Genomic DNA, 20,066 nt, shown 5'->3' with positions numbered 1-20,066 from the left:
CCTTTACCGGAAAGCACCTTTTTGCTACAAAGATATAAAGAAATTTTAAGGATTGTTACATACTACGAACTCTTACAATCCTAATAAATACATACAACAAAGGAGGAAGCGGATGAAAGGTAAATTAAAAAAATCAGTTGCAGTTTTGCTTACAGCAACAATGGTAGCAACACCGATTACAGCACCTGAAAGTACGAAAAAAGTTCAGGCAGAGCAGTTAGGAAGTATTGCTAAAGAAGTAACAGGTACATGGTCTTATTGGGATGGAAATAAAGATGTTGTACAGACAAACAAAATGTTGTTAGATAAGTTGCCAACAAGGGCAAATCAGGGAACTTACAGATTTACAACAGACAATTATGATGCAAACACAAATGCAATAGATGTTGGTGGTTTTTCATCATCAATGTTATGGAATTACAGTACATCAGCATTTGGGGAATGTGCTTATGCAATACCTATGGCATATTGTGGTAATACAAATGGAATGTATGTGTCGAAACCATCTACTTTGATTATAAAAGATACATATACACAGACTGTTGTAATGTCGATGAACAGTATGGGAACAATGTCTGATTTTATTGTAGGTACAGACTATACATTTGCAAGTACAAAAGTTGACAAATCAGATGAGTGGTTAACAGACGTTGTAATGGAAAATGCAAATGATTCTTCACAGTATTTGAAGACAACAATGGTACAGGGAAGCCCATTTGCATATTTCCAGGTTGAAGGTGGAAATACAATTACATTACAAAGACCTAGAACACTTCCTAGTGAAGTTGCATACTACAACGGAACTACATTAGAAGATTCAACACAGTTAATTATCAGAGTATATGATAATGCAGATTTAATATCAGGATATAGTGATTATGATTACTATGCAGTATATTTGCCTGAAGGTACAAAAGTATCACAGACAGATGCAACAGCAAAATATGCTGATAACAAAATGGGTGATTTGACATTCACATTACCATCAGATAGAACTTATATGTCTATGGCATGGTTATTGGAATCAAATGGAAAGAAGGATGCAGATGCGCAGAAAGTTAAAGATGCATTTGCACCATATGCTTATAATTTTATAACAGGTACAAAAACATCATTTACACAGAATGGTGCTGAAATTAAGACAACATACAAATATACAGTTGATAAAAAGGCTGAAAGTAGAGCAGATGGTACTGTAATGGGAATTTTGCCACATCAGTATAAGAATATGAGCGGATATGACTACATGGATTATACTGCAAGAACAATCAGAGGAACAATGAAGTATTTGATTGGTGATTCTTATCAGACTACATTACAATATACAGGAATTCTTCCAACATTACCGGGTATTGATGAGTCAGACAAAGCTACACTTAGACAGTATGTAAATGATTTTATGGATGTATATGGTCCTACAGATGATGGTGGACTTACAAAAGAGTCATATGAAGTAAACACATACGACACAGGTAAGAAATTGAATCGTGCAATTCAGGTTATGGAAGCAGCAGAAGCTTGTGGAGATACACAATCAGCTGATAAATTATTAAAAGGTATAGAAAATGAATTGGCTGATTGGTTTACAGCAGACGGTGAAGATGATGACAAATATTTTTATTATGATAAAGAGGTTGGAAGTTTATTTGGATTCCCTCAGGCTTACTATACAGTAGATGGTATGACAGATCATCATTTCCATTACGGATATTTTGTAAATGCAGCAGCTCAGGTAGCAATGCGTGACCCTGAATTTATTCAGAAATATCAAAATGTAATTAATGAAATAATTGGAGATTTTGCAACATATGAAGAAAATAATTCAAATTCAAGATATCCATTTTTAAGATATTTTTCAACATATGAAGGACATTCATGGGCATCAGGTCATGCAAACTTTGGTGATGGAAATAACCAGGAATCAAGTTCAGAAGCAATTAATGCATGGGCAGGACTTATTTTATATGGTCAGGCTACAGGCAATAAAGAATTGACATCACTTGGAATGTACTTATATGCAACAGAAGTATCTTCAGTAAATTGCTACTGGTTTGATACTGATGGCGATATTTTAGATGAACAGTATACAGAAGGAAAAGGCGAAAACGCTAAATATAGTCAGGCATCAATGGTATGGGGTGGAAAATATACTTATGCCGCATGGTGGACTGATGAACCTTTACAGATACAGGGAATTAACATTTTACCTATGACTCCTGCTTCATTTTATGCAGCAGCTAATAAGGACTTCATTTTAACAAACTGGAAAACAGCAGAAAGAAATGAAAAGAATTATAATGGTAAAAATGAAAAAAATCCAAAGCGTTGGAATGAAATTTGGAGTGAATATCTTGCAATGGCAGACCCTGACAAAGCGTTGGAGTATTTTGATGAACAATGTGACCCGGAAGCAGGTGAATCGAAAGCCCATGCATTTAATTGGATTATGGCAATGCAGAAAAATGGTACACCTGATTTGACAGTTACAAGTGATAATCCGCTTGCGTGTGCATTTAAAACTGAAGGTGGCGAAATGACATATGTAGCATATAACACAACAGATGAAGATGTTAAAGTTTCATTCTCAGATGGAACAGAAATAGTTGCAAAACCACATTCAATGACAACAACAGGCGATGGAGAAGTCACAACAAAATCAACATATAAGGTTGAACATTATTTGTCAGATGGAAATGGAAACTATACACTTGTTAATACAGAAAAGAAGTCAGGAAAGATTGGAAATGAAGTAACAGCTATAGCAAATACATATCAGGGATACAAATTTAACCCTGAAGTAGAGGGCACAGTTCAGAGTGGCGTAATTGCAGAAGATGGTTCACTTGTATTGAAACTTTACTATGATATTACAGAGATAGAAACAACTAAGGAGTATGAAGATGATAGTGAATATACGTCGCTTGGAGTATCTAACGGAGTTGAAATTTCATATAGAGTGCTAAGAAATGATTTCAATGCAGGTGTCAAATTATTGGATGCAAATGATACATTTTACATGGAATATCAGGGAATCTATACATCAGAAAATACGAATGCTTATTTGAATAAAAAGTCATTAAGTACGCTTAACGGAGTATTCAAATTTTCTGTTAAAAATACGTTGACTGAAAATACATATAACACAATTAAACTTGTTAGTGGCAATAAGCAGGTTTATATTCTTGTAAAATATGGAAAGCCTACTACAGCTCCTGATTTATCAGATTATGAAAGTGAACAGGAAGAAACAACAGTTGATGAAAATGCACCTACAGATGCAACAGGCCTTGTTTTAGGAACGCCTGCAGATAATGTGATTTCAGTTACATTTAGGGCAACACAGGAACAGAATGATAAAGGTCAGTTGTACAATGTATATGTTGATGGAACATTAAAATTATCATCAGTTGCAGCAGGAAATTATACAATTGATAAGATTTATGCCGGAACCCGTACTGTAGAAGTCAAAGCAGTATTAAATGGAAAAGAGTCAAAAGGTATTTCTTCAACAATAAAAGTTACAGGTGAAAAAGAACCAACAACTAAGCCGGAAACAACTACTAAAAATGAAGTGACAACAACTAAGTCAGATAATCCTGGTGAGACAACAGGAAAGGGTGAAACACCTGGTGAAGTGACAACAAACAATGGACAGGGCGAAACAACAAAAGCTCAGTCATCAGATACAACAACTAGGAAAGATGATTTTGCTAAGACAACAGTTACAAGTCAGGATACAATAAATGGCCAGAATCAGGCAAAGGCTGTAAAAGTTAGCAAAGCAAAGATTAAGAGTGCAAAAATTACAAAGAAAGCATCTGTAAAGAAGTTAATAATTACATTTAAGAAAATTAACAATATTTCAGGCTATCAGGTAAAACTTTCATCTTCAAAGAAATTTGCCAAAAAAGCTACAATGACAAAACTTGTTAAGAAAAATAAGAAATCTTATATCTTTAAGGTTTCAAGTAAAAACTTAGCAAAAGCAAAGAAACTTTACGTTAAAGCCAGAGCATATAGAATCGTTGATAATAAACGTATCTATGGCAAATGGACTAAGAAAAAAGTTGTTAAGAAATAAGAAGTTTAAGAATAAAAAATTTCTAGAAATAAAAGTTGTTTAGAAATTAAAAATGTAGTGTAAATAATTACATAATTACAAAAAAATATAGAATAGTGCCATGCTTCATTGCAAGATGGCACTATTTTATTTGCCAATTCTCGGATTATAAATAAAATGCTTGAAATATCTCATACAGTATGTATAATTAAAAGAAACACATACAATAAGCAACTAATACTACTTTGACGAGGAGGTATAAAGGTGGGAATAAACAGAAAGTATAAAGACAGGATTTTTTGCATGCTATTTGGATATACGAAGTATAAGAAAAACTTACTTGAATTATTTAATGCACTGAATGGAACGAATTACGAAGATGAGAATGAACTTGAAATTAACACAATTGAAGACACCATATATATGGGAATGAAAAATGACGTGTCGTGCATCATACAAAGCAATATGGCAATGTATGAGCAACAAAGCACGTGGAATCCGAACATGCCTCTAAGAGGAATTCTTTACAGCGCAAGACTATTTTCAAAATACATAAAGGCAAATAAGCTTAACATATACAGCGAAAAGCTTATAAAAATACCGACGCCGCAGTATTACGTGTTGTATAATGGAAAACGGAAAATAAAAGACAAAGTAATATTGAGGCTATCAGATGCATTTTCAGCATTACAGAACGAAGGTCAGTTTGAATGGACAGCAACAGTGCTTAACATAAACAAAGGACATAATGAAGAATTATTATCCAAGTGCCAAATTTTAAAGGAATATGTTATACTGATAGACAGAATCAATGAAAATCAAAAGAAGTATGACTCGGTGGAAGAAGCAGTTGAAAATGCAGTGTCCTACTGCATAAAAAATAACATATTACAAGACTTCCTAACAGAGCATAAGGCGGAGGTAATTATGAGTTTGTTAACGGAATATGATGAAGAAGAAACAATGGGCTATGTAAGACGAGACGCATATCGTGATGGGGAAAAGGCTGGAATAGAGCAAGGATTGAAGCAAGGATTGAAGCAAGGTGAAATGTTAATGTTAATATCTATGGTAAATAAAAAGATGCAAAAAGGAAAAAGCATTGAAGAAATCGCTGAAGATTTAGAAGAAGATAAGGGAACGATAGAAAAAATAGCCAATGTAATAAAAGAAAACGGACATGACATCAATGCGGATGAAGTTTATAAGATGCTAAAGAAAAAATAAAGAAAAAATGTACAAACAGGCATTATATAAAAATGATACAAATTTTGCTTGAATGTACATTTTTTGTTGCGTAAAAACATAATAGAATAAAATAAACCAAGTTTTTAAAAGTAAAGTGATAATACTGAAAAAGCAGTAAATATTAGTAAAATAGGTACTTTTTTAGGAACTGAAATAGGACTTAAAAATAATTGGATTTATGAAAATGTTAAAAATATAATCATAAATATTTTTGTGCGATAAAAACAAATAAAAACATTTTTATCATAATCAAATGTGCAAAAATAAAGGCTTTAAGAGAAAAATGAACGAATTATTTTGTTAAAAAATAAAAAAAGTTTCATTTGTTGATGGTATTGTTTGTGGAAAATGCCAGTGTTATACTATCTTTAGTTCAAAAAGAGGAGGAAAGTGTAATGAACAAAACTTTAAAAAAAATATTATCAGTTGTATTGACATTAGCAATGATTGTTACATCAATCACTGTTTATAATACGACAGCAAAAGCGGAAGAGGAGGAAACACCAAATATAGAGGTTACCGCTTCAGTAGAAAATAACATGATTAATGCAAAGTGGTCACAGCCTGACGTTGAGTTCGCAACACTTGCATACTTTATCAACGAGGCGGATAACATTCAGTTAGACAGTGCTCATTGGGCAAAAGCTGCAAATGGATGGTGCTGGACACAGGCAAATCCAACAGAAAAGAGAACTGCATTAGATACTGTTGCAAAGTCTAATGACAATTCAATAGATGTATCAAATGGTGGTACATATGTTCTTACAGTTCAGTATTTAGATGCTGAAGGAAATGTAGTGGCAAGTGGTACTTCAAATGCAGTAACAACTGAAAAAGTAGTTAACACAAACTTAAATTTAAAAGTTGAACGTTATGAAACAGGTATTGCATACTTAAAATGGTCTCTTATTAGTGGCGCAGCAAAATATGAAGTGTACAATGCAGATACAAATGAATTAATGAAGACTAGTGACAGTTCAACAACAGATTGGACAAATGTTACAATTAAACAGGGTGTTACATACAATCTCGTTGTAAAAGCTATTGATGCTAATGGTGAGGAGATTGCAATTACAAATAACACAACAACAGCATATCAGGAACCGGAAACAACAACGGAACCGACAGAGCCTGATAAAGCGCCTGAAGAACACACAAAAGCTGACTTTAGCAATGCAACATGGGCAGAACTTTCAACAAAAGCAGGATCAGTTGATAATAGATACTTTATCAACTCAGATCATACATTAAGCCAGGCAGTATGGTATGGTATTTATGCACCACATAGTGCAGCAGCATATCACAATGAACGTACAGCTTGTATCCTTTCAGATGATGCAGCTTCATTTACATTCCAGCAGAGAGATGTAAAAAGCGTTTGGATTAATGGAACAGAATATGCTAATCCATCAACAGCACTTAATTGTCAGGGAGACTGTACAGAAGTTTCAACAGAGTTCTTAAATAAAGGAATCAATGTTGTTACAATTGTTATGAGTGATGGCAAAACAAATACTTTTGGTATTAAAGTTGAAGAACCTCTAGCTGTGGATGCAACAGCTCCTGCAACACAGGATACAATTGATCCTGCTACAGTAGCAGAATGGACACAGATGGCTGGAACAACAGCAAATGGTTCAAAGGTATTTAAGGATGCTACAGTTACAACATCTACAAACGGTGGTATGGATGGATGCTATGCAGCAGGTGCTTCAAATAAGTGGAACATCTCTGATATTATGAATGCTAAGGCTGTATTTGGTGTAGTTCATGGAGACGCAAAATCTGTTATCATCGATGGTGTTGAATACATCAATGCAAAAGATGCTAGAAGCACAAAAGTATATATTGGTGGTGCTGACTGTGTCTATGTTGATGCTACATTATTGGATGCACCAGTTGGCAAAACACAGTATCATATGATTACACTCACAGGTGGTACAGCACTTACATTTATTTTAAAGGTTGAAGGACCGAAAGCAACATATAAAGTAACACTTGATGGAAAAAATGTAGCTACTGATGTAGTTGAGTATAAATGTGGTAATAATGAACAGGGTTATTATGACAAAACAAATGATATTGCATATCTTCCAGGTGCAACAATTGAATTAAATAAAGATATTGATTTAACAACTATCAATTTAGATGTTAAGATGTTAAAAGGTGCAAGCATTAGACTTTCGGCTCCAACAGGATTAAGATTCCAGACAAATATTACATCTGGTAATAACGACCTTAGTGTACTTGAAAGTGCAAAAGTAACAACTGGAACAATAATAACAAGAACAGAAATATTAGGCGATGCCAATATTGATGAAAACTTTGTTAAAGATGATACTAAGACAAAGTTAGATATTGTAAATAGTGGTTGGTATGAAGGAAAAACTGGTAATTTCTGTGGATCAATTGTAAAACTCAATAAGTCAAATTATGATACAGAATTTGTTGGTGTAGGATATGTTACTATCAAATATAATGACAATACTGAAAAAACAATATTTGCATCAGTAAATGAAAAAGGAGACAATATTAGATCAGCTTCAACAGTTGCTAAAAGTGTTCAGCAGTCAGAAAAATACCAAAATAATTACACTAAAGAACAGAAAGAGATTGTAGATGCTTATGCAAAAGGAAATAGCGCTAATTAATAATTTGATAGTGGAGGAAGTTTTAGATGAAGAAAAAATATATTAGTCCTGAGATGGATATAATAGAATTTGATACAAAAGATGTCATTACGACAAGTGGCATGGGTGGAGACGGATTAGGAGCCAATGAAGATGCGGTAGATGAAAATGGAAATTATATCTGGTCAGAATTCTATTAAAATTAAATAAATTAATAAAAAAGATGCTTTTCGAAATTTTTGGAAAGCATCTTTTTTATATAGAAAATTAATTTGAAATTTGTTATCTGAGTCCTAAAGACTTGAATAGTGTGTTATACTAATACTTGATAAGCAAACAAAATTTATTAATAAAACTTATAAAAAAGTTAAATATTATTAATAAGTAATGCTTAAGATAAAAGATGCCATAAGAATTGTTTAGTAAGTATTTAATTTCAGGTAATTATTGAATTCTAAGCAATTATATACAATAAAGGTATCATAATAAAGTGAAATTAAAGGAGGCAATTGAAATGGATAATGATAAGATGATTGATGACATTGTAGCAATGTTAGATGCAGGAGTAGCTAAAGGACAGGGACATATTAATGTAAAGGTTGAGGACAAGAATGCAACGAAAAAAGAAATTGTTAATGGAACAGCAGATTGTTCAATGAATTCAATGGCATGTGCAGTGCCAACAATGATTCTTGATGACGATGATGAGTTTGAATTGTAAAAAAGTGGTGAAAAGTGAAAATAGAAAATAAAGAAAAAAACAAAAAAATAGCAAAGTTTATAGGAAGATATATAGTCATTACTTTTGCAGCGTGCATATATGCGGTAGGGATTTCTATGTTTTTAGATCCTAATAATTTAGCACCTGGAGGACTTACAGGTGCGGCAGTAATTTTGACAAGAATTATACCAATAACATTAGGTACTTTAATTGTGATTATGAATATACCTATAATGATTTTAGGTGCATGGAAATTTGGAGCAAGATTTACTCTGTCGACATTATATACACTTGTGGTTTCTTCAGCATTTATGGAAGTGTTTGAAAGAATGGGCTATGTGATAACCCATGACAAAATTCTTGCTGCTTTGGTAGGTGGTACTTTGATGGGAGCAGGAATGGGACTTTGTCTTAGAATGGAAACCACGACAGGCGGTATCGATATAATAATTAAAGTTTTGCGTCAAAAATACAGGCAGGTTAAATCCGGTGAAATGTATCTGATAATTGATGGACTTATTTTAGCAGCGGCAGCATTGTATTTTAAAGATATAGAAGTGTCAATGTATGCAGGAGTTGCGATTGTTGTATCGACTTATATTTTGGACAAGGTTCTATATGGAAGCGATGAAGCGAAGTTAGTTTATATAGTAAGCAATAAGCGAAAAATAATAGCTACAAGAATGATGGTCGAACTTAATATGGGTGTCACATTAGTCGAAGGAAAGGGCGCATATAACATGGAAAATACAGAAGTTATTATGTGCGTTATGCATAAACAGAATCTTACAAAGGTAAGAAATCTTGTAAGTGAAGTTGATCCGGAAGCTTTTATGATAGTTTCTTCCGCTACAGAAGTGTTTGGTGAGGGATTTAAAGGACACACGGATGTGGAAATGTGAAGAAAAAACTTAATTTTGTAAGAAATTAAAGTAAATTTAGTAAAATTTTGTTTACAAATAACAAAAGTATGCGATAAAATAAAAACGTATTTTTTCTAATAAGAAAGAAATTATTTTTTTATGATGGAGGAACAAAGCAAATGAAGAAACTATTAAGTTTAGTGCTTGTGTGCGCAATGACAATAGCCCTTGTTGGTTGTGGTCAGAAGGCAGAAAGAGTTGACAATGGTTCAGGTAGTGATAAGAGCTCAGCTAAGAAGATTGGCGCAATTCTTCTTGGAGATGAAACAGAAGGATACACATTAGCTCATATTAACGGGATCAAGGAAGCAGCTAAAGAATTGGGAATATCTGATAGTGATATTGTATGGAAGTACAACATTTCTGAATCAGATGAGGTTAGTAAGGCAGCAGACCAGTTAGTAGCTCAGGGATGTAAATTGATTATTTCTAATTCATACGGACATCAGGATTACATGTATGCAGCAGCTCAGAAGTATACAGATGTTGATTTTGTAGCTATGACAGGTGATTATGCAGCAATTTCAGGATGTGACAATTTCTACAACGCATTTACAAAGTTATATGAATCACGTTATGTATCAGGTGTAGTTGCAGGTATGAAGATTGCAGAACTCGTTAATGAAGATAAGATTCCGGCAACAGGATATGATGCAGATGGAAATGTAAAAGTTGGTTATGTTGGTGCATATCCATACGCAGAAGTTGTATCAGGCTATACAGCATTTTATTTAGGAATTAAATCAGTATATGATAAAGTAGCAATGGAAGTAAGTTATACTGATTCATGGTTTGATATTGAAGGTGAAGGTGCAGCAGCTGAATCATTAATGGCCGACGGATGTGTTATCATCGGACAGCATGCAGATTCAACAGGTGCTCCAAGTGCAGTTCAGGCAGCACAGGATAGCAGTAACACAGTAGCATTCTCAGTTGGATACAATGTAGACATGTTAGACGTAGCTAAGACAGCAGCTTTAACAAGTGCTACAAATAATTGGACAGCATACTACACAACATTATTCAAGGCTTATGAAGATGGAAAAGAAATTCCTCAGAACTGGGCTGAAGGATATGATGCAGATGCAGTAGCAATCACTAAATTAGGTGATTCTTGTGCAGAAGGAACAGCAGAAAAGGTTGCTGAAGTAGAAGCAGCGTTAAAGGATGGCTCATTACATGTATTTGATACATCTAAATTCACAGTAACAGGAAAGAATGTTAAGAAGAATGAGGACAATGGTTTAAACCTTGAAATCGATGATAACGGAGCTGTTACATCAAATAAGATTGATTTATCAATCATTGATTTTGCAACAGGAGATGTAACATACAAGGGAGATACAGTTGAAGCAATTGTAAAAGATGACAACGGTGCAACATACTTTGATGAATCATCATTCCGTTCAGCTCCATATTTCCAGATTAGAATTGATGGAATTACAGAATTGAATAAGTAATCAAATCAGACATAATTATATAAGACATAAAAAAGGAACTGTCGCTTTAGCGGTTATTAAATATAAATCGTTGAAGCGACAGTCCCATTTTTACTAAGAAAATCTAATGATACAAGGAGAAACAAAAGTGGAACAAAAATATGCTGTTCAGATGAAAAATATAACTAAAACTTTTGGTCATGCTATTGCAAATGATAATGTAAGCATTGACTTAGAGTATGGTGAAATTTTATCTCTATTAGGTGAAAACGGAAGTGGAAAAACAACTCTTATGAACATGCTTTCAGGTATTTATTTTCCTGACAGCGGAAAAATATTAATAGATGGAAAAGAAACAACAATTCGTTCACCACATGATGCAATGGAACTCGGAGTGGGAATGGTTCATCAGCATTTTAAATTAGTTGATGTATTTACAGCTGCCGAAAACATAATATTAGGTTTAAAAGAAAAAGAGCCGCTTAAAAATGTAATAGATAAAATAAAAGAAATTTGTGATAAATATGGATTTGAAGTAGACCCAAATCAGAAAGTATATAATATGTCAGTTGCACAGAAACAGACATTAGAAATAGTAAAAGTATTGTATCGTGGCGCAAATGTTTTAATACTTGACGAGCCTACAGCAGTATTAACTCCACAGGAAACAGAAAAGTTATTTAAAGTAATGCGTAATATGAAAGAAAATGGAAAATCAATTATTATCATTACTCATAAACTTAACGAAGTATTAGAGATTTCTGATAAAGTTGCCATTTTAAGAAAAGGCGATTATGTAGGAACTGTAGAAACAAAGGATGCTACAGAACTTTCACTTACAGAAATGATGGTGGGAGAAAAAGTAGAACTAAACATAGAAAGACCGGAAGTGGAAAATAAAGAGGTAAGACTTGAAGTGTCACATTTAAGTTGTAAAAGTCCGGATGGAATTAATATATTAGACGATGTATCATTTGATGCTTATAGCGGTGAAATATTAGGAATTGCCGGAATTTCAGGATGCGGTCAGAAAGAATTGTTAGAAGCAATTGCAGGACTGCAGAAAACAGAAGATGGTAGCAAGATAACATATGTTAATCATCAGGGAGAAAAAGAAAGTCTTTTGGAAAAGTCACCAAGACAGATTAGAGAATGTGGTGTTGCTTTGTCATTTGTTCCTGAAGACAGACTTGGAATGGGACTTGTAGGTTCAATGGGAATGCCTGAAAATATGCTTTTGAGAAGTTATGATGAAGGAAAGAAATTTTTCATATCAAATAAAGAGCCTAAGAAACTTTCTGAAAGAATTAAACAGACTTTAAATGTTCAGACAACAAGCATAAATGCCCCTGTAAGAACAATGTCAGGTGGAAATGTTCAGAAAGTATTAGTAGGAAGAGAAATAGCAAATGCACCATCTGTTTTGATGACGGCATATGCAGTTCGTGGACTTGATATTAATACATCATATACAATTTATGATTTGTTAAATGAACAGAAAAAGAAAGGTGTTGCAGTAATCTATGTTGGAGAAGATTTAGATGTATTGCTTGCCTTATCAGATAGAATTCTTGTTTTGTGTGGCGGAAAAGAAAATGGAATTCTTGATGCAAGAAAGACAACAAAAGAAGAAGTAGGATTACTTATGACAAATTTGCAGAATGGAGGTGCCGATAATGAGTAATAAGCCAAATCAGGTAACGAAAGTAAAGGAACCTCTTGTAAGAGTAACAAAAAGAGATGTAATACCAACATGGCAGAAGTGGGCAGTAAGAATTATAGCAGTTTTATTGTCTCTTGTAGTAGTTACGATATTTGTATTCAGCCTTACGGGAATTGGACCGGGAGAAACATTCGGTCTTATGTGGGAAGGCGTATTTAGCAATATGTACTATAGAAAAGGAACGATTTTCTTTACTGCAAAATTGCTTTGCATAGCAGTAGCGCTTGCACCTGCATTTAAAATGAAATTCTGGAATATCGGTGCTGAAGGCCAGGTGTTAATGGGTGCTTTATCAACAGCGATAGTAATGGTTAATTTTTCAACATTATCAACACCATTATTATTTACACTTATGATTGTTTCATCAGTTGTAATGGGTGCAATCTGGGGATTGATACCTGCAATATTTAAAGCAAAGTGGAATGTAAATGAAACACTTTTTACTTTAATGATGAATTACGTTGCAATGCAGTTAGTTGATTATTATTACAACATATGGAAAGGCTCAAAGGCTTCTCTTGGAATGCTTAATCCGGGAACAAAAGCAGGATACCTTCCTGAATATAATGGAAGTTCAAATAACATAATTGTAACAGTTGTATTGATAATAACCGTATTAATGTATATTTATTTAAAGAAGACAAAGCATGGTTATGAAATAGCAGTAGTAGGTGAATCAGAAAATACAGCGAGATATGCAGGAATTGATGTTAAAAAAGTAATTATCAGAACAATGCTTATTTCAGGTGCAGTATGTGGTATCTGTGGATTTTTAACAGTATCGGGTCAGGACCATTCAATTGCATCTGATTCAACAGCAGGTGGTTATGGCTTTACGGCCATTATCGTAGCATGGCTTGCAAAATTTAACACAGCAATAATGATAGCAATTGCGTTACTTATAGTATTCCTTGAAAAAGGAACAGCTCATATCGCAGATACGTTTGTAGGATTTGATGCAAATGCTTCTAAGATTGTAATTGGTATTGTATTATTCTTCATAATTGGAAGTGAATTTTTCATTAATTATAAATTAAACTTCCCTAAAAAAGAAAGTAAGGAGGCGTAATCAGATGGCAAATTTAATATCATGGATTAATATTGCAGTAGTGTTTGGTTCAATAGTATTATTTGGCGCTGTTGGCGAAACCCTTACGGAAAAAGCAGGAAATCTTAATTTGGGAACACCGGGTATTATGTGTATGGGAGGAGCTTTCGGCTTTGTTGGAGCTTATCTTTATGAAACATCAGTTGGAAATCCAAATGCGTTTATGTGCATATTAGTTGCTTTAGGAACAGCATTTATAGTTTCAGCATTAGGCGGACTTATTTATAGTTTCCTGACAACAACTCTTCATGCAAATCAGAACGTAACAGGATTAACACTTACAATATTTGGTGTAGGCCTTGGAAAATTCTTTGGAACATATGTAATTCCAAAGGGAGCAGTATCAACAAAGGCTGATTTTGCTACAAAGATTTTTAGAGCAAGAATACCATTCTTAAGTGATAAATTAGGTGTAGTCGGTGATATATTATTTTCATATGGATTTATGATGTATCTTGCATTAATAGTTGCCATCTGTGCAACATTGTTTTTAACAAAAACAAGAACAGGATTAAATCTTAGAGCAGTAGGTGAAAATCCGGCAACAGCAGATGCAGCAGGAATTAACGTAACAAAATATAAATATCTTGCAACATGTATTGGCTCAGGAATTACAGGTCTTGGTGGCGTTTACTACATTTTAGATTACAGTAAAGGAACATGGGCTACTGCATCAGGAACAGCGATTGAAAGCCTTGCATGGCTTTCTGTAGCATTGGTTATATTCGTAAGATGGAGACCTGTACATGCAATATGGGGCTCATATTTATTTGGGTTATGCTACTGGGCATATCAGTTCCTTCCAAAAGTAATTGGTATAAAGGTAAACACAGACCTTGCAAAGATGATTCCTTATGTAATTACAATACTTGTTTTGATTATTTCAAGTATGCGTAAGAGCAAAGATAATCAGGCACCTGCAAGTCTTGGATTATCATATTTTAGAGAAGAAAGATAGTAAAATAGAAAAATAAGATGAAGTAAAATATAAGAACTATTTAGCAATTATTATAGTAAATTGTTAAATAGTTCTTTTTATAATAAAGAAAACCCCCCTGAAATCTTCTATTTATCCCTAATTTGTGGTAAAATAAACAACATATGCGAAAAAATGAAGAAACATAAAACAATGGGAGAAGAGAAATGGCAACATTAAAGGACGCAAAAAGAATTGTAATTAAAGTGGGAACATCAACATTAACTCATTCAACAGGTAAGACAAATATCAGAAGAATGAAAGCGTTAGTTGCGGTGATTTCGGATATTGTAAATTCTGGTATTGAGGTGGCACTTGTAACTTCAGGAGCGATTGGTGTAGGTGTAGGAAAATTAGGATTAAAGGATAGACCGACAGATACAGCAGGAAAGCAGGCAGCAGCTACTGTAGGACAATGTGAATTAATGTTTATGTATGACAAGATGTTTGGCGAATTTGGTCATGCAACAGGTCAGTTCCTTATTACAAAGAGAGACGTTGAGCATGAAGAATGTCATAACAATTTGATAAATGCATTTGAAAAGACATTTGAATATGGAGCAATTCCGATTATTAATGAAAACGATGCAGTAGCAGTAGAAGAAATTGTGTACGGTGATAATGACAGTCTTTCAGCCATTGTTGCTAAATTAGTTAAAGCAGATGCGTTATTAATATTAACAGATATAGATGGATTGTATGATGATAATCCTAATGAAAATGAAGATGCAAGAATTATTCCTGTGGTTGAAGAAATTACAGAAGGATTATTTGAAATAGCAGGAGGAAAAGGCTCTAAGTTTGGAACAGGTGGAATGATTACTAAACTTATTGCAGCACAGATTGCAACAGAAGCCGGCATTGATACAATTATAATTAACGGATTTGATGCAGATAACATTTATAAGGTATTAGAAGGACATCAGGTTGGAACTTTCTTCGTTGCTAAGAACAAAAAGTAAATTATGGAGGACTAAGGTATGTTGGAAGAATTGGGTGTAAAGGCAAAAGAAGCTGAGCGTAAACTTAGTGTTGCCACAACAGAAGAAAAAAATAAAATTCTTACTGCAATTGCTAAAGCTTTGATTGATAATACAGAAAAAATCGTAGAAGCTAATGCAATTGATTTGGAAAATGGAAAGAAAAATGGTTTGTCAGATGGAATTCTTGACAGACTTATGCTTAATGCCGACAGAATAAAAGGAATGGCAAAGGGCGTAGAAGATATAGTAAAACTTCCTGACCCGGTTGGTAAAATTTTAAATACGACAGTAAGACCTAATGGTCTTAAAATAGAAAAGGTTTCAGTTCCTTTAGGAGTAATAGCTGTAATATTTGAGGCAAGACCAAATGTAACAAGTGATGCTGCAGCTCTTTGCCTTAAGTCTGGAAATACAGTAATTCTTCGTGGAGGAAAAGAAGCCATCAATTCAAATAAGATGATTACATCAGCTATGCGTGATGCAGTTAAAAGCGTAGGCATGAATGAAGACGTAATTCAGTTAGTTGAAGATACAAGCAGAGAAAGCGCTACAGCGTTAATGACAATGAACAAATACGTTGATGTGTTAATTCCAAGAGGTGGTGCAGGTCTTATTCAGGCAGTAGTTAGAAATGCAACGGTTCCTGTAATAGAAACCGGAGTTGGTAACTGCCATATTTATGTTGATAAAGATGCAGATTTAGATAAGGCCGTAGATATTGTATTTAATGCAAAAACTCAGCGACCATCGGTTTGCAATGCTGCAGAAAGTCTTTTGATACATAAGGATATTGCAAAGGAAGCTCTTACAAGAATTAAACAGAGACTTGATACAAAGGATGTTGTTTTGATAGGTGATAAAGATTCAAGAGCAATTGCTCCTGATATAAAAGAAGCTACAGCTGATGACTGGGGCACAGAATATCTCGATTATAAAATGTCAGTAAAGATTGTAAATAGTGTGGATGAGGCAATTGACCATATTTACAAATACAGCACACATCATAGTGAATGTATCGTTACTGAGAATAAAGAAACAGCAGAGAAGTTCTTAAATGAAGTAGATTCAGCGGCTGTTTATGTAAATGCAAGTACAAGATTTACAGATGGTGGAGAATTTGGATTTGGAGCTGAAATTGGAATCTCAACTCAGAAGCTTCATGCAAGAGGACCTATAGGGCTGCCTGAGTTACAGTCGTTTAAATACAAAATATACGGAAAAGGTCAAATTAGATAAAGTACAATAGTCAAAGTATAAAGGATTTGTATAAAGTTTATTAATACCACAATTTAGTAAATTGAAATACAGCGTTGAAGAATTTTACTTCAATTTTACAAAATACGGTGGTTTTACAAAATATTCATAAATTGTTAAATTATTAATTTTATAATAATAGACATGGTGTTTATTATTGAAAATTATTAGATAGCAGATTTTTGTTATGAACAGATTAAGAAAATCAGATATGATTACAGCATGGCAAAAAATATATAGAATTTAGAAGTTTTTCAGGAGGATGGTTATGGATGATATAAAAGAAACGACTGTTACTGAAGAAAAGAAAGAAATTGTAGAACAATATAAGAAGTTATTATTTATAGTAAATCCTAAGGCAGGCCAGAAGAAGAGAGAAGATATACTGGTAGATGTTATTAATATTTTTAATGACTATGGTTATGAAGTGTTAATAAAATTTACAAGAAGAGAAAAACATGCTACAGAGATTGTGAAAGCTCTTGGTAGTCAGGTTGATATGATTGCCTGCATGGGTGGAGATGGTACATTAAATGAAGTTATGGCGGGAATGCGTTCAGCCAGACTTAAAAAACCGTTAGGATATATACCGGCGGGTTCAACAAATGATTTTGCAAACAGTCTTAATTTGCCATCAGACCCTGTTGAGGCAGCAAAGCATATGGTGACTCATAAAGCAAAATATATAGATATTGGAAAATTTAATGACAGATATTTTGTCTATACGGCATCGGCAGGAATATTTACAAAAGCCTCATATTCAGCACCACAGAATATTAAAAATCTGCTTGGACATTTTGCTTACGTTTTAGAGGGAGTTAAGGATTTAACTCAGGTTAAGCGAATGAAATTAAAGATTGAAAATGAAGATGAAGTAATCGAAGGCGAATACATATTTGTGGCTATTTGTAATGCCACATCAATTGGCGGTGTAATGACAATTGATGAAGGAAAAGTTGATTTTGCAGATGGATTATTTGAGTTATTGCTAATTAAATATCCGAAGGATTTAATCGAACTTGGAATAATTATAAATGAACTTACAAATCAGATATATGATAAACATATCAGATTATTAAAAGTTTCAAAACTTAAAATTTCAGACAGTAGTGATATTGACTGGTCACTGGATGGAGAAAAAGAGGATGGCAGAAAGAACATGAAATTCAGGGTCATCCATAATGCAGTTAAATTAGTATATTAAAGAATATATGAAAGGCGAGATTTGAAGTAGTTAGAAAGTTAGTAAGAAAAGGAGTGTACAATATATGACATTAAATAAAGAAAACATGAAAGCACTTACAGATAAGTACGCAAAAATGTGTGGGGAAAATGATACAGTTGAGCAGAATTTATTTGCAGAATACGGTGTAAAAAGAGGTCTTAGAGATATAAATGGAAAAGGTGTTCTTACAGGAATTACAAATATTTCACGTGTTGAATCTACACAGATAATTGATGGAAAATCAGTTCCATGCCCTGGTAGATTATTTTACAGAGGTTATAATATAAAGGACCTTGTAAACGGATTTATTTCAGAAAACAGATTCGGATTTGAAGAGACAGCTTATTTATTGCTTTTTGGTAAATTACCTAAAAAAGATGAAATAGAGGATTTTAATAAAATGCTTTCAGCACAAAGAAAATTACCTACAAACTTTGTAAGGGATGTAATTATGAAAGCACCAAGTGCTGATATCATGAATTCTTTGACAAAGAGTATACTTACATTAGCATCTTATGATAAGAATGCATCCGATACATCAGTGGAAAATGTAATTCAGCAGAGTGTCAAACTTATAAGTACATTCCCAATGATGGCTGTGTATGGATATCATGCATATAATCACTATCATTGTGGAAAGAGTATGTACATTCACAGACCGCTTCCGGGACTTTCTACAGCAGAAAATCTTTTAAGAATGCTTAGACCTGATAAGAAATATACACATTTAGAGGCTAAGGTTCTTGATTTAGCTTTAGTTTTACATATGGAACATGGTGGTGGAAATAACTCGACTTTCACAACGAGAGTTGTTACTTCATCAGGTTCAGATACATACGCAACAATTGCAGCAGCTCTTTGTTCTTTGAAGGGACCAAGACATGGTGGTGCAAATGTAAAGGTTGTTGATATGTTCCAGGATATTAAGCATAATTGCAAACATTATGATGACGAACATGAGATTAAAGAGTATTTAAGAAAAATATTAAATAAAGAAGCTTTTGACAAAAAAGGTCTTGTATATGGAATGGGTCATGCGGTTTATTCTGTTTCTGATCCTAGAGCAGAAGTGTTTAAAAGATTTGTTGAACAGCTTGCAGAAGAAAAGCATAGACAGAAAGACTTTAAGTTATATAGTATGATTGAAAGATTAGCACCTGAAGTAATTGGCGAGGAACGTCATATTTATAAGGGAGTTAGTGCAAATGTCGATTTCTACAGCGGACTTGTATATAGCATGTTGGATATTCCTAAAGAATTATATACACCAATATTTGCAATCGCAAGAATTGTAGGATGGAGTGCACATCGTATCGAAGAAATAATTAATGCTGATAAGATTATGAGACCTGCTTATGTAAGCAACTGTGCTTTTAATGATTATATAGAAGTTGAGGACAGATAGAAGGTAGAGTTATGCAGTTAACACAAAGTGATATTGAAAAAATAAAAGAAGAAATAGAACATAGAAAAATCGTAGTTCGAAAGGAAGCGCTTGAAGATGTTAAGGTTGCGAGGGCACAGGGAGATTTGAGCGAGAATTTTGAATATAAGGCAGCAAAACAATTTAAAAATAAAAATGAAAGCAGAATTCGATATTTAGAGAAACTTCTTAAAACTGCAACTATTATTTCAGATGATTCTAAAGAAGATGAAGTAGGTTTGAATAAAACTGTGGACATTTATTTTGAAGAAGATGATGAAGTCCTTACTTACAAAATAGTAAGTACAATGAGAGGTGATTCCATGAGTGGACGAATCAGTAATGAATCGCCT

Annotated in this window: 15 protein-coding genes; all 15 read left to right on the top strand. The window is 33.6% G+C overall.

Annotated features, from left to right (window positions below; all coding sequences use genetic code 11):
- Positions 1–112 precede the first annotated feature (112 nt).
- Positions 113–4,081 carry a glycosyl hydrolase gene (locus ABMA45_RS10790; protein WP_022089902.1) on the top strand — a complete coding sequence of 1,323 codons (3,969 nt, stop codon included), beginning with the start codon at positions 113–115 and terminating at the stop codon, positions 4,079–4,081.
- Positions 4,082–4,324: 243 nt separating this feature from the next.
- The gene (locus tag ABMA45_RS10785) at positions 4,325–5,287 is read left to right on the top strand and encodes a hypothetical protein (RefSeq protein ID WP_348030333.1); all 963 of its coding nucleotides are present in this window, start codon (positions 4,325–4,327) and stop codon (positions 5,285–5,287) included.
- A gap of 416 nt (positions 5,288–5,703) precedes the next feature.
- Positions 5,704–7,959, top strand: coding sequence for a hypothetical protein (locus ABMA45_RS10780; protein WP_022089900.1), 2,256 nt, complete (start codon positions 5,704–5,706; stop codon positions 7,957–7,959).
- 26 nt (positions 7,960–7,985) lie between these two features.
- Positions 7,986–8,138 carry a hypothetical protein gene (locus ABMA45_RS10775; protein WP_022089899.1) on the top strand — a complete coding sequence of 51 codons (153 nt, stop codon included), beginning with the start codon at positions 7,986–7,988 and terminating at the stop codon, positions 8,136–8,138.
- A gap of 314 nt (positions 8,139–8,452) precedes the next feature.
- Positions 8,453–8,659 (top strand): hypothetical protein, encoded by a 207-nt coding sequence (locus tag ABMA45_RS10770; RefSeq protein ID WP_022089898.1) that lies wholly within the window; start codon positions 8,453–8,455, stop codon positions 8,657–8,659.
- Positions 8,660–8,673: 14 nt separating this feature from the next.
- Complete coding sequence (locus ABMA45_RS10765) at positions 8,674–9,561, top strand: YitT family protein (protein ID WP_022089897.1); 888 nt, start codon at positions 8,674–8,676, stop codon at positions 9,559–9,561.
- Between the two features lie 140 nt (positions 9,562–9,701).
- Positions 9,702–11,042: a BMP family ABC transporter substrate-binding protein gene (locus tag ABMA45_RS10760; RefSeq protein WP_022089896.1), complete on the top strand. Its 1,341-nt coding sequence runs from the start codon at positions 9,702–9,704 to the stop codon at positions 11,040–11,042.
- A gap of 127 nt (positions 11,043–11,169) precedes the next feature.
- On the top strand, positions 11,170–12,705 hold the full coding sequence (locus ABMA45_RS10755; protein WP_022089895.1) for an ABC transporter ATP-binding protein: 1,536 nt from the start codon (positions 11,170–11,172) through the stop codon (positions 12,703–12,705).
- Positions 12,698–13,813, top strand: a complete 1,116-nt coding sequence (locus tag ABMA45_RS10750) for an ABC transporter permease (protein ID WP_022089894.1) — start codon at positions 12,698–12,700, stop codon at positions 13,811–13,813. The genes ABMA45_RS10755 and ABMA45_RS10750 overlap by 8 nt, the downstream gene beginning before the upstream one ends.
- A gap of 4 nt (positions 13,814–13,817) precedes the next feature.
- Positions 13,818–14,810, top strand: coding sequence for an ABC transporter permease (locus ABMA45_RS10745; RefSeq protein WP_022089893.1), 993 nt, complete (start codon positions 13,818–13,820; stop codon positions 14,808–14,810).
- A 185-nt stretch (positions 14,811–14,995) separates the two neighbouring features.
- Complete coding sequence (gene proB / locus ABMA45_RS10740) at positions 14,996–15,790, top strand: glutamate 5-kinase (RefSeq protein WP_022089892.1); 795 nt, start codon at positions 14,996–14,998, stop codon at positions 15,788–15,790.
- A gap of 18 nt (positions 15,791–15,808) precedes the next feature.
- The gene (locus ABMA45_RS10735; RefSeq protein ID WP_022089891.1) at positions 15,809–17,047 is read left to right on the top strand and encodes a glutamate-5-semialdehyde dehydrogenase; all 1,239 of its coding nucleotides are present in this window, start codon (positions 15,809–15,811) and stop codon (positions 17,045–17,047) included.
- A 286-nt stretch (positions 17,048–17,333) separates the two neighbouring features.
- A complete protein-coding gene (locus tag ABMA45_RS10730; protein WP_022089890.1) occupies positions 17,334–18,269 on the top strand; it encodes a diacylglycerol/lipid kinase family protein in 936 nt (311 codons plus the stop codon).
- 64 nt (positions 18,270–18,333) lie between these two features.
- A complete protein-coding gene (locus ABMA45_RS10725) occupies positions 18,334–19,695 on the top strand; it encodes a citrate/2-methylcitrate synthase (RefSeq protein ID WP_022089889.1) in 1,362 nt (453 codons plus the stop codon).
- Between the two features lie 11 nt (positions 19,696–19,706).
- Positions 19,707–20,066 (top strand): GreA/GreB family elongation factor (locus ABMA45_RS10720; protein WP_348030331.1); only part of this gene is annotated, 360 nt, incomplete at its 3' end.

The organism is Eubacterium sp. CAG:156 (assembly GCF_000434315.1).
GTDB classification, from domain to species: Bacteria; Bacillota; Clostridia; order Lachnospirales; family Lachnospiraceae; genus Eubacterium_U; species Eubacterium_U album.
Note: the sequence above shows the minus strand (reverse complement) of the source record. Positions and strands in the feature narration are given on the sequence as shown.

Bases quoted from the DNA above. Each gene is read 5' to 3' on its own strand.
- ABMA45_RS10790 (WP_022089902.1), top strand. From the start codon at position 113: ATGAAAGGTAAATTAAAAAAATCAGTTGCAGTTTTGCTTACAGCAACA.
- ABMA45_RS10780 (WP_022089900.1), top strand. From the start codon at position 5,704: ATGAACAAAACTTTAAAAAAAATATTATCAGTTGTATTGACATTAGCA.
- ABMA45_RS10775 (WP_022089899.1), top strand. From the start codon at position 7,986: ATGAAGAAAAAATATATTAGTCCTGAGATGGATATAATAGAATTTGAT.
- ABMA45_RS10770 (WP_022089898.1), top strand. From the start codon at position 8,453: ATGGATAATGATAAGATGATTGATGACATTGTAGCAATGTTAGATGCA.
- ABMA45_RS10760 (WP_022089896.1), top strand. From the start codon at position 9,702: ATGAAGAAACTATTAAGTTTAGTGCTTGTGTGCGCAATGACAATAGCC.
- ABMA45_RS10750 (WP_022089894.1), top strand. From the start codon at position 12,698: ATGAGTAATAAGCCAAATCAGGTAACGAAAGTAAAGGAACCTCTTGTA.
- ABMA45_RS10745 (WP_022089893.1), top strand. From the start codon at position 13,818: ATGGCAAATTTAATATCATGGATTAATATTGCAGTAGTGTTTGGTTCA.
- proB (WP_022089892.1), top strand. From the start codon at position 14,996: ATGGCAACATTAAAGGACGCAAAAAGAATTGTAATTAAAGTGGGAACA.
- ABMA45_RS10735 (WP_022089891.1), top strand. From the start codon at position 15,809: ATGTTGGAAGAATTGGGTGTAAAGGCAAAAGAAGCTGAGCGTAAACTT.
- ABMA45_RS10730 (WP_022089890.1), top strand. From the start codon at position 17,334: ATGGATGATATAAAAGAAACGACTGTTACTGAAGAAAAGAAAGAAATT.
- ABMA45_RS10725 (WP_022089889.1), top strand. From the start codon at position 18,334: ATGACATTAAATAAAGAAAACATGAAAGCACTTACAGATAAGTACGCA.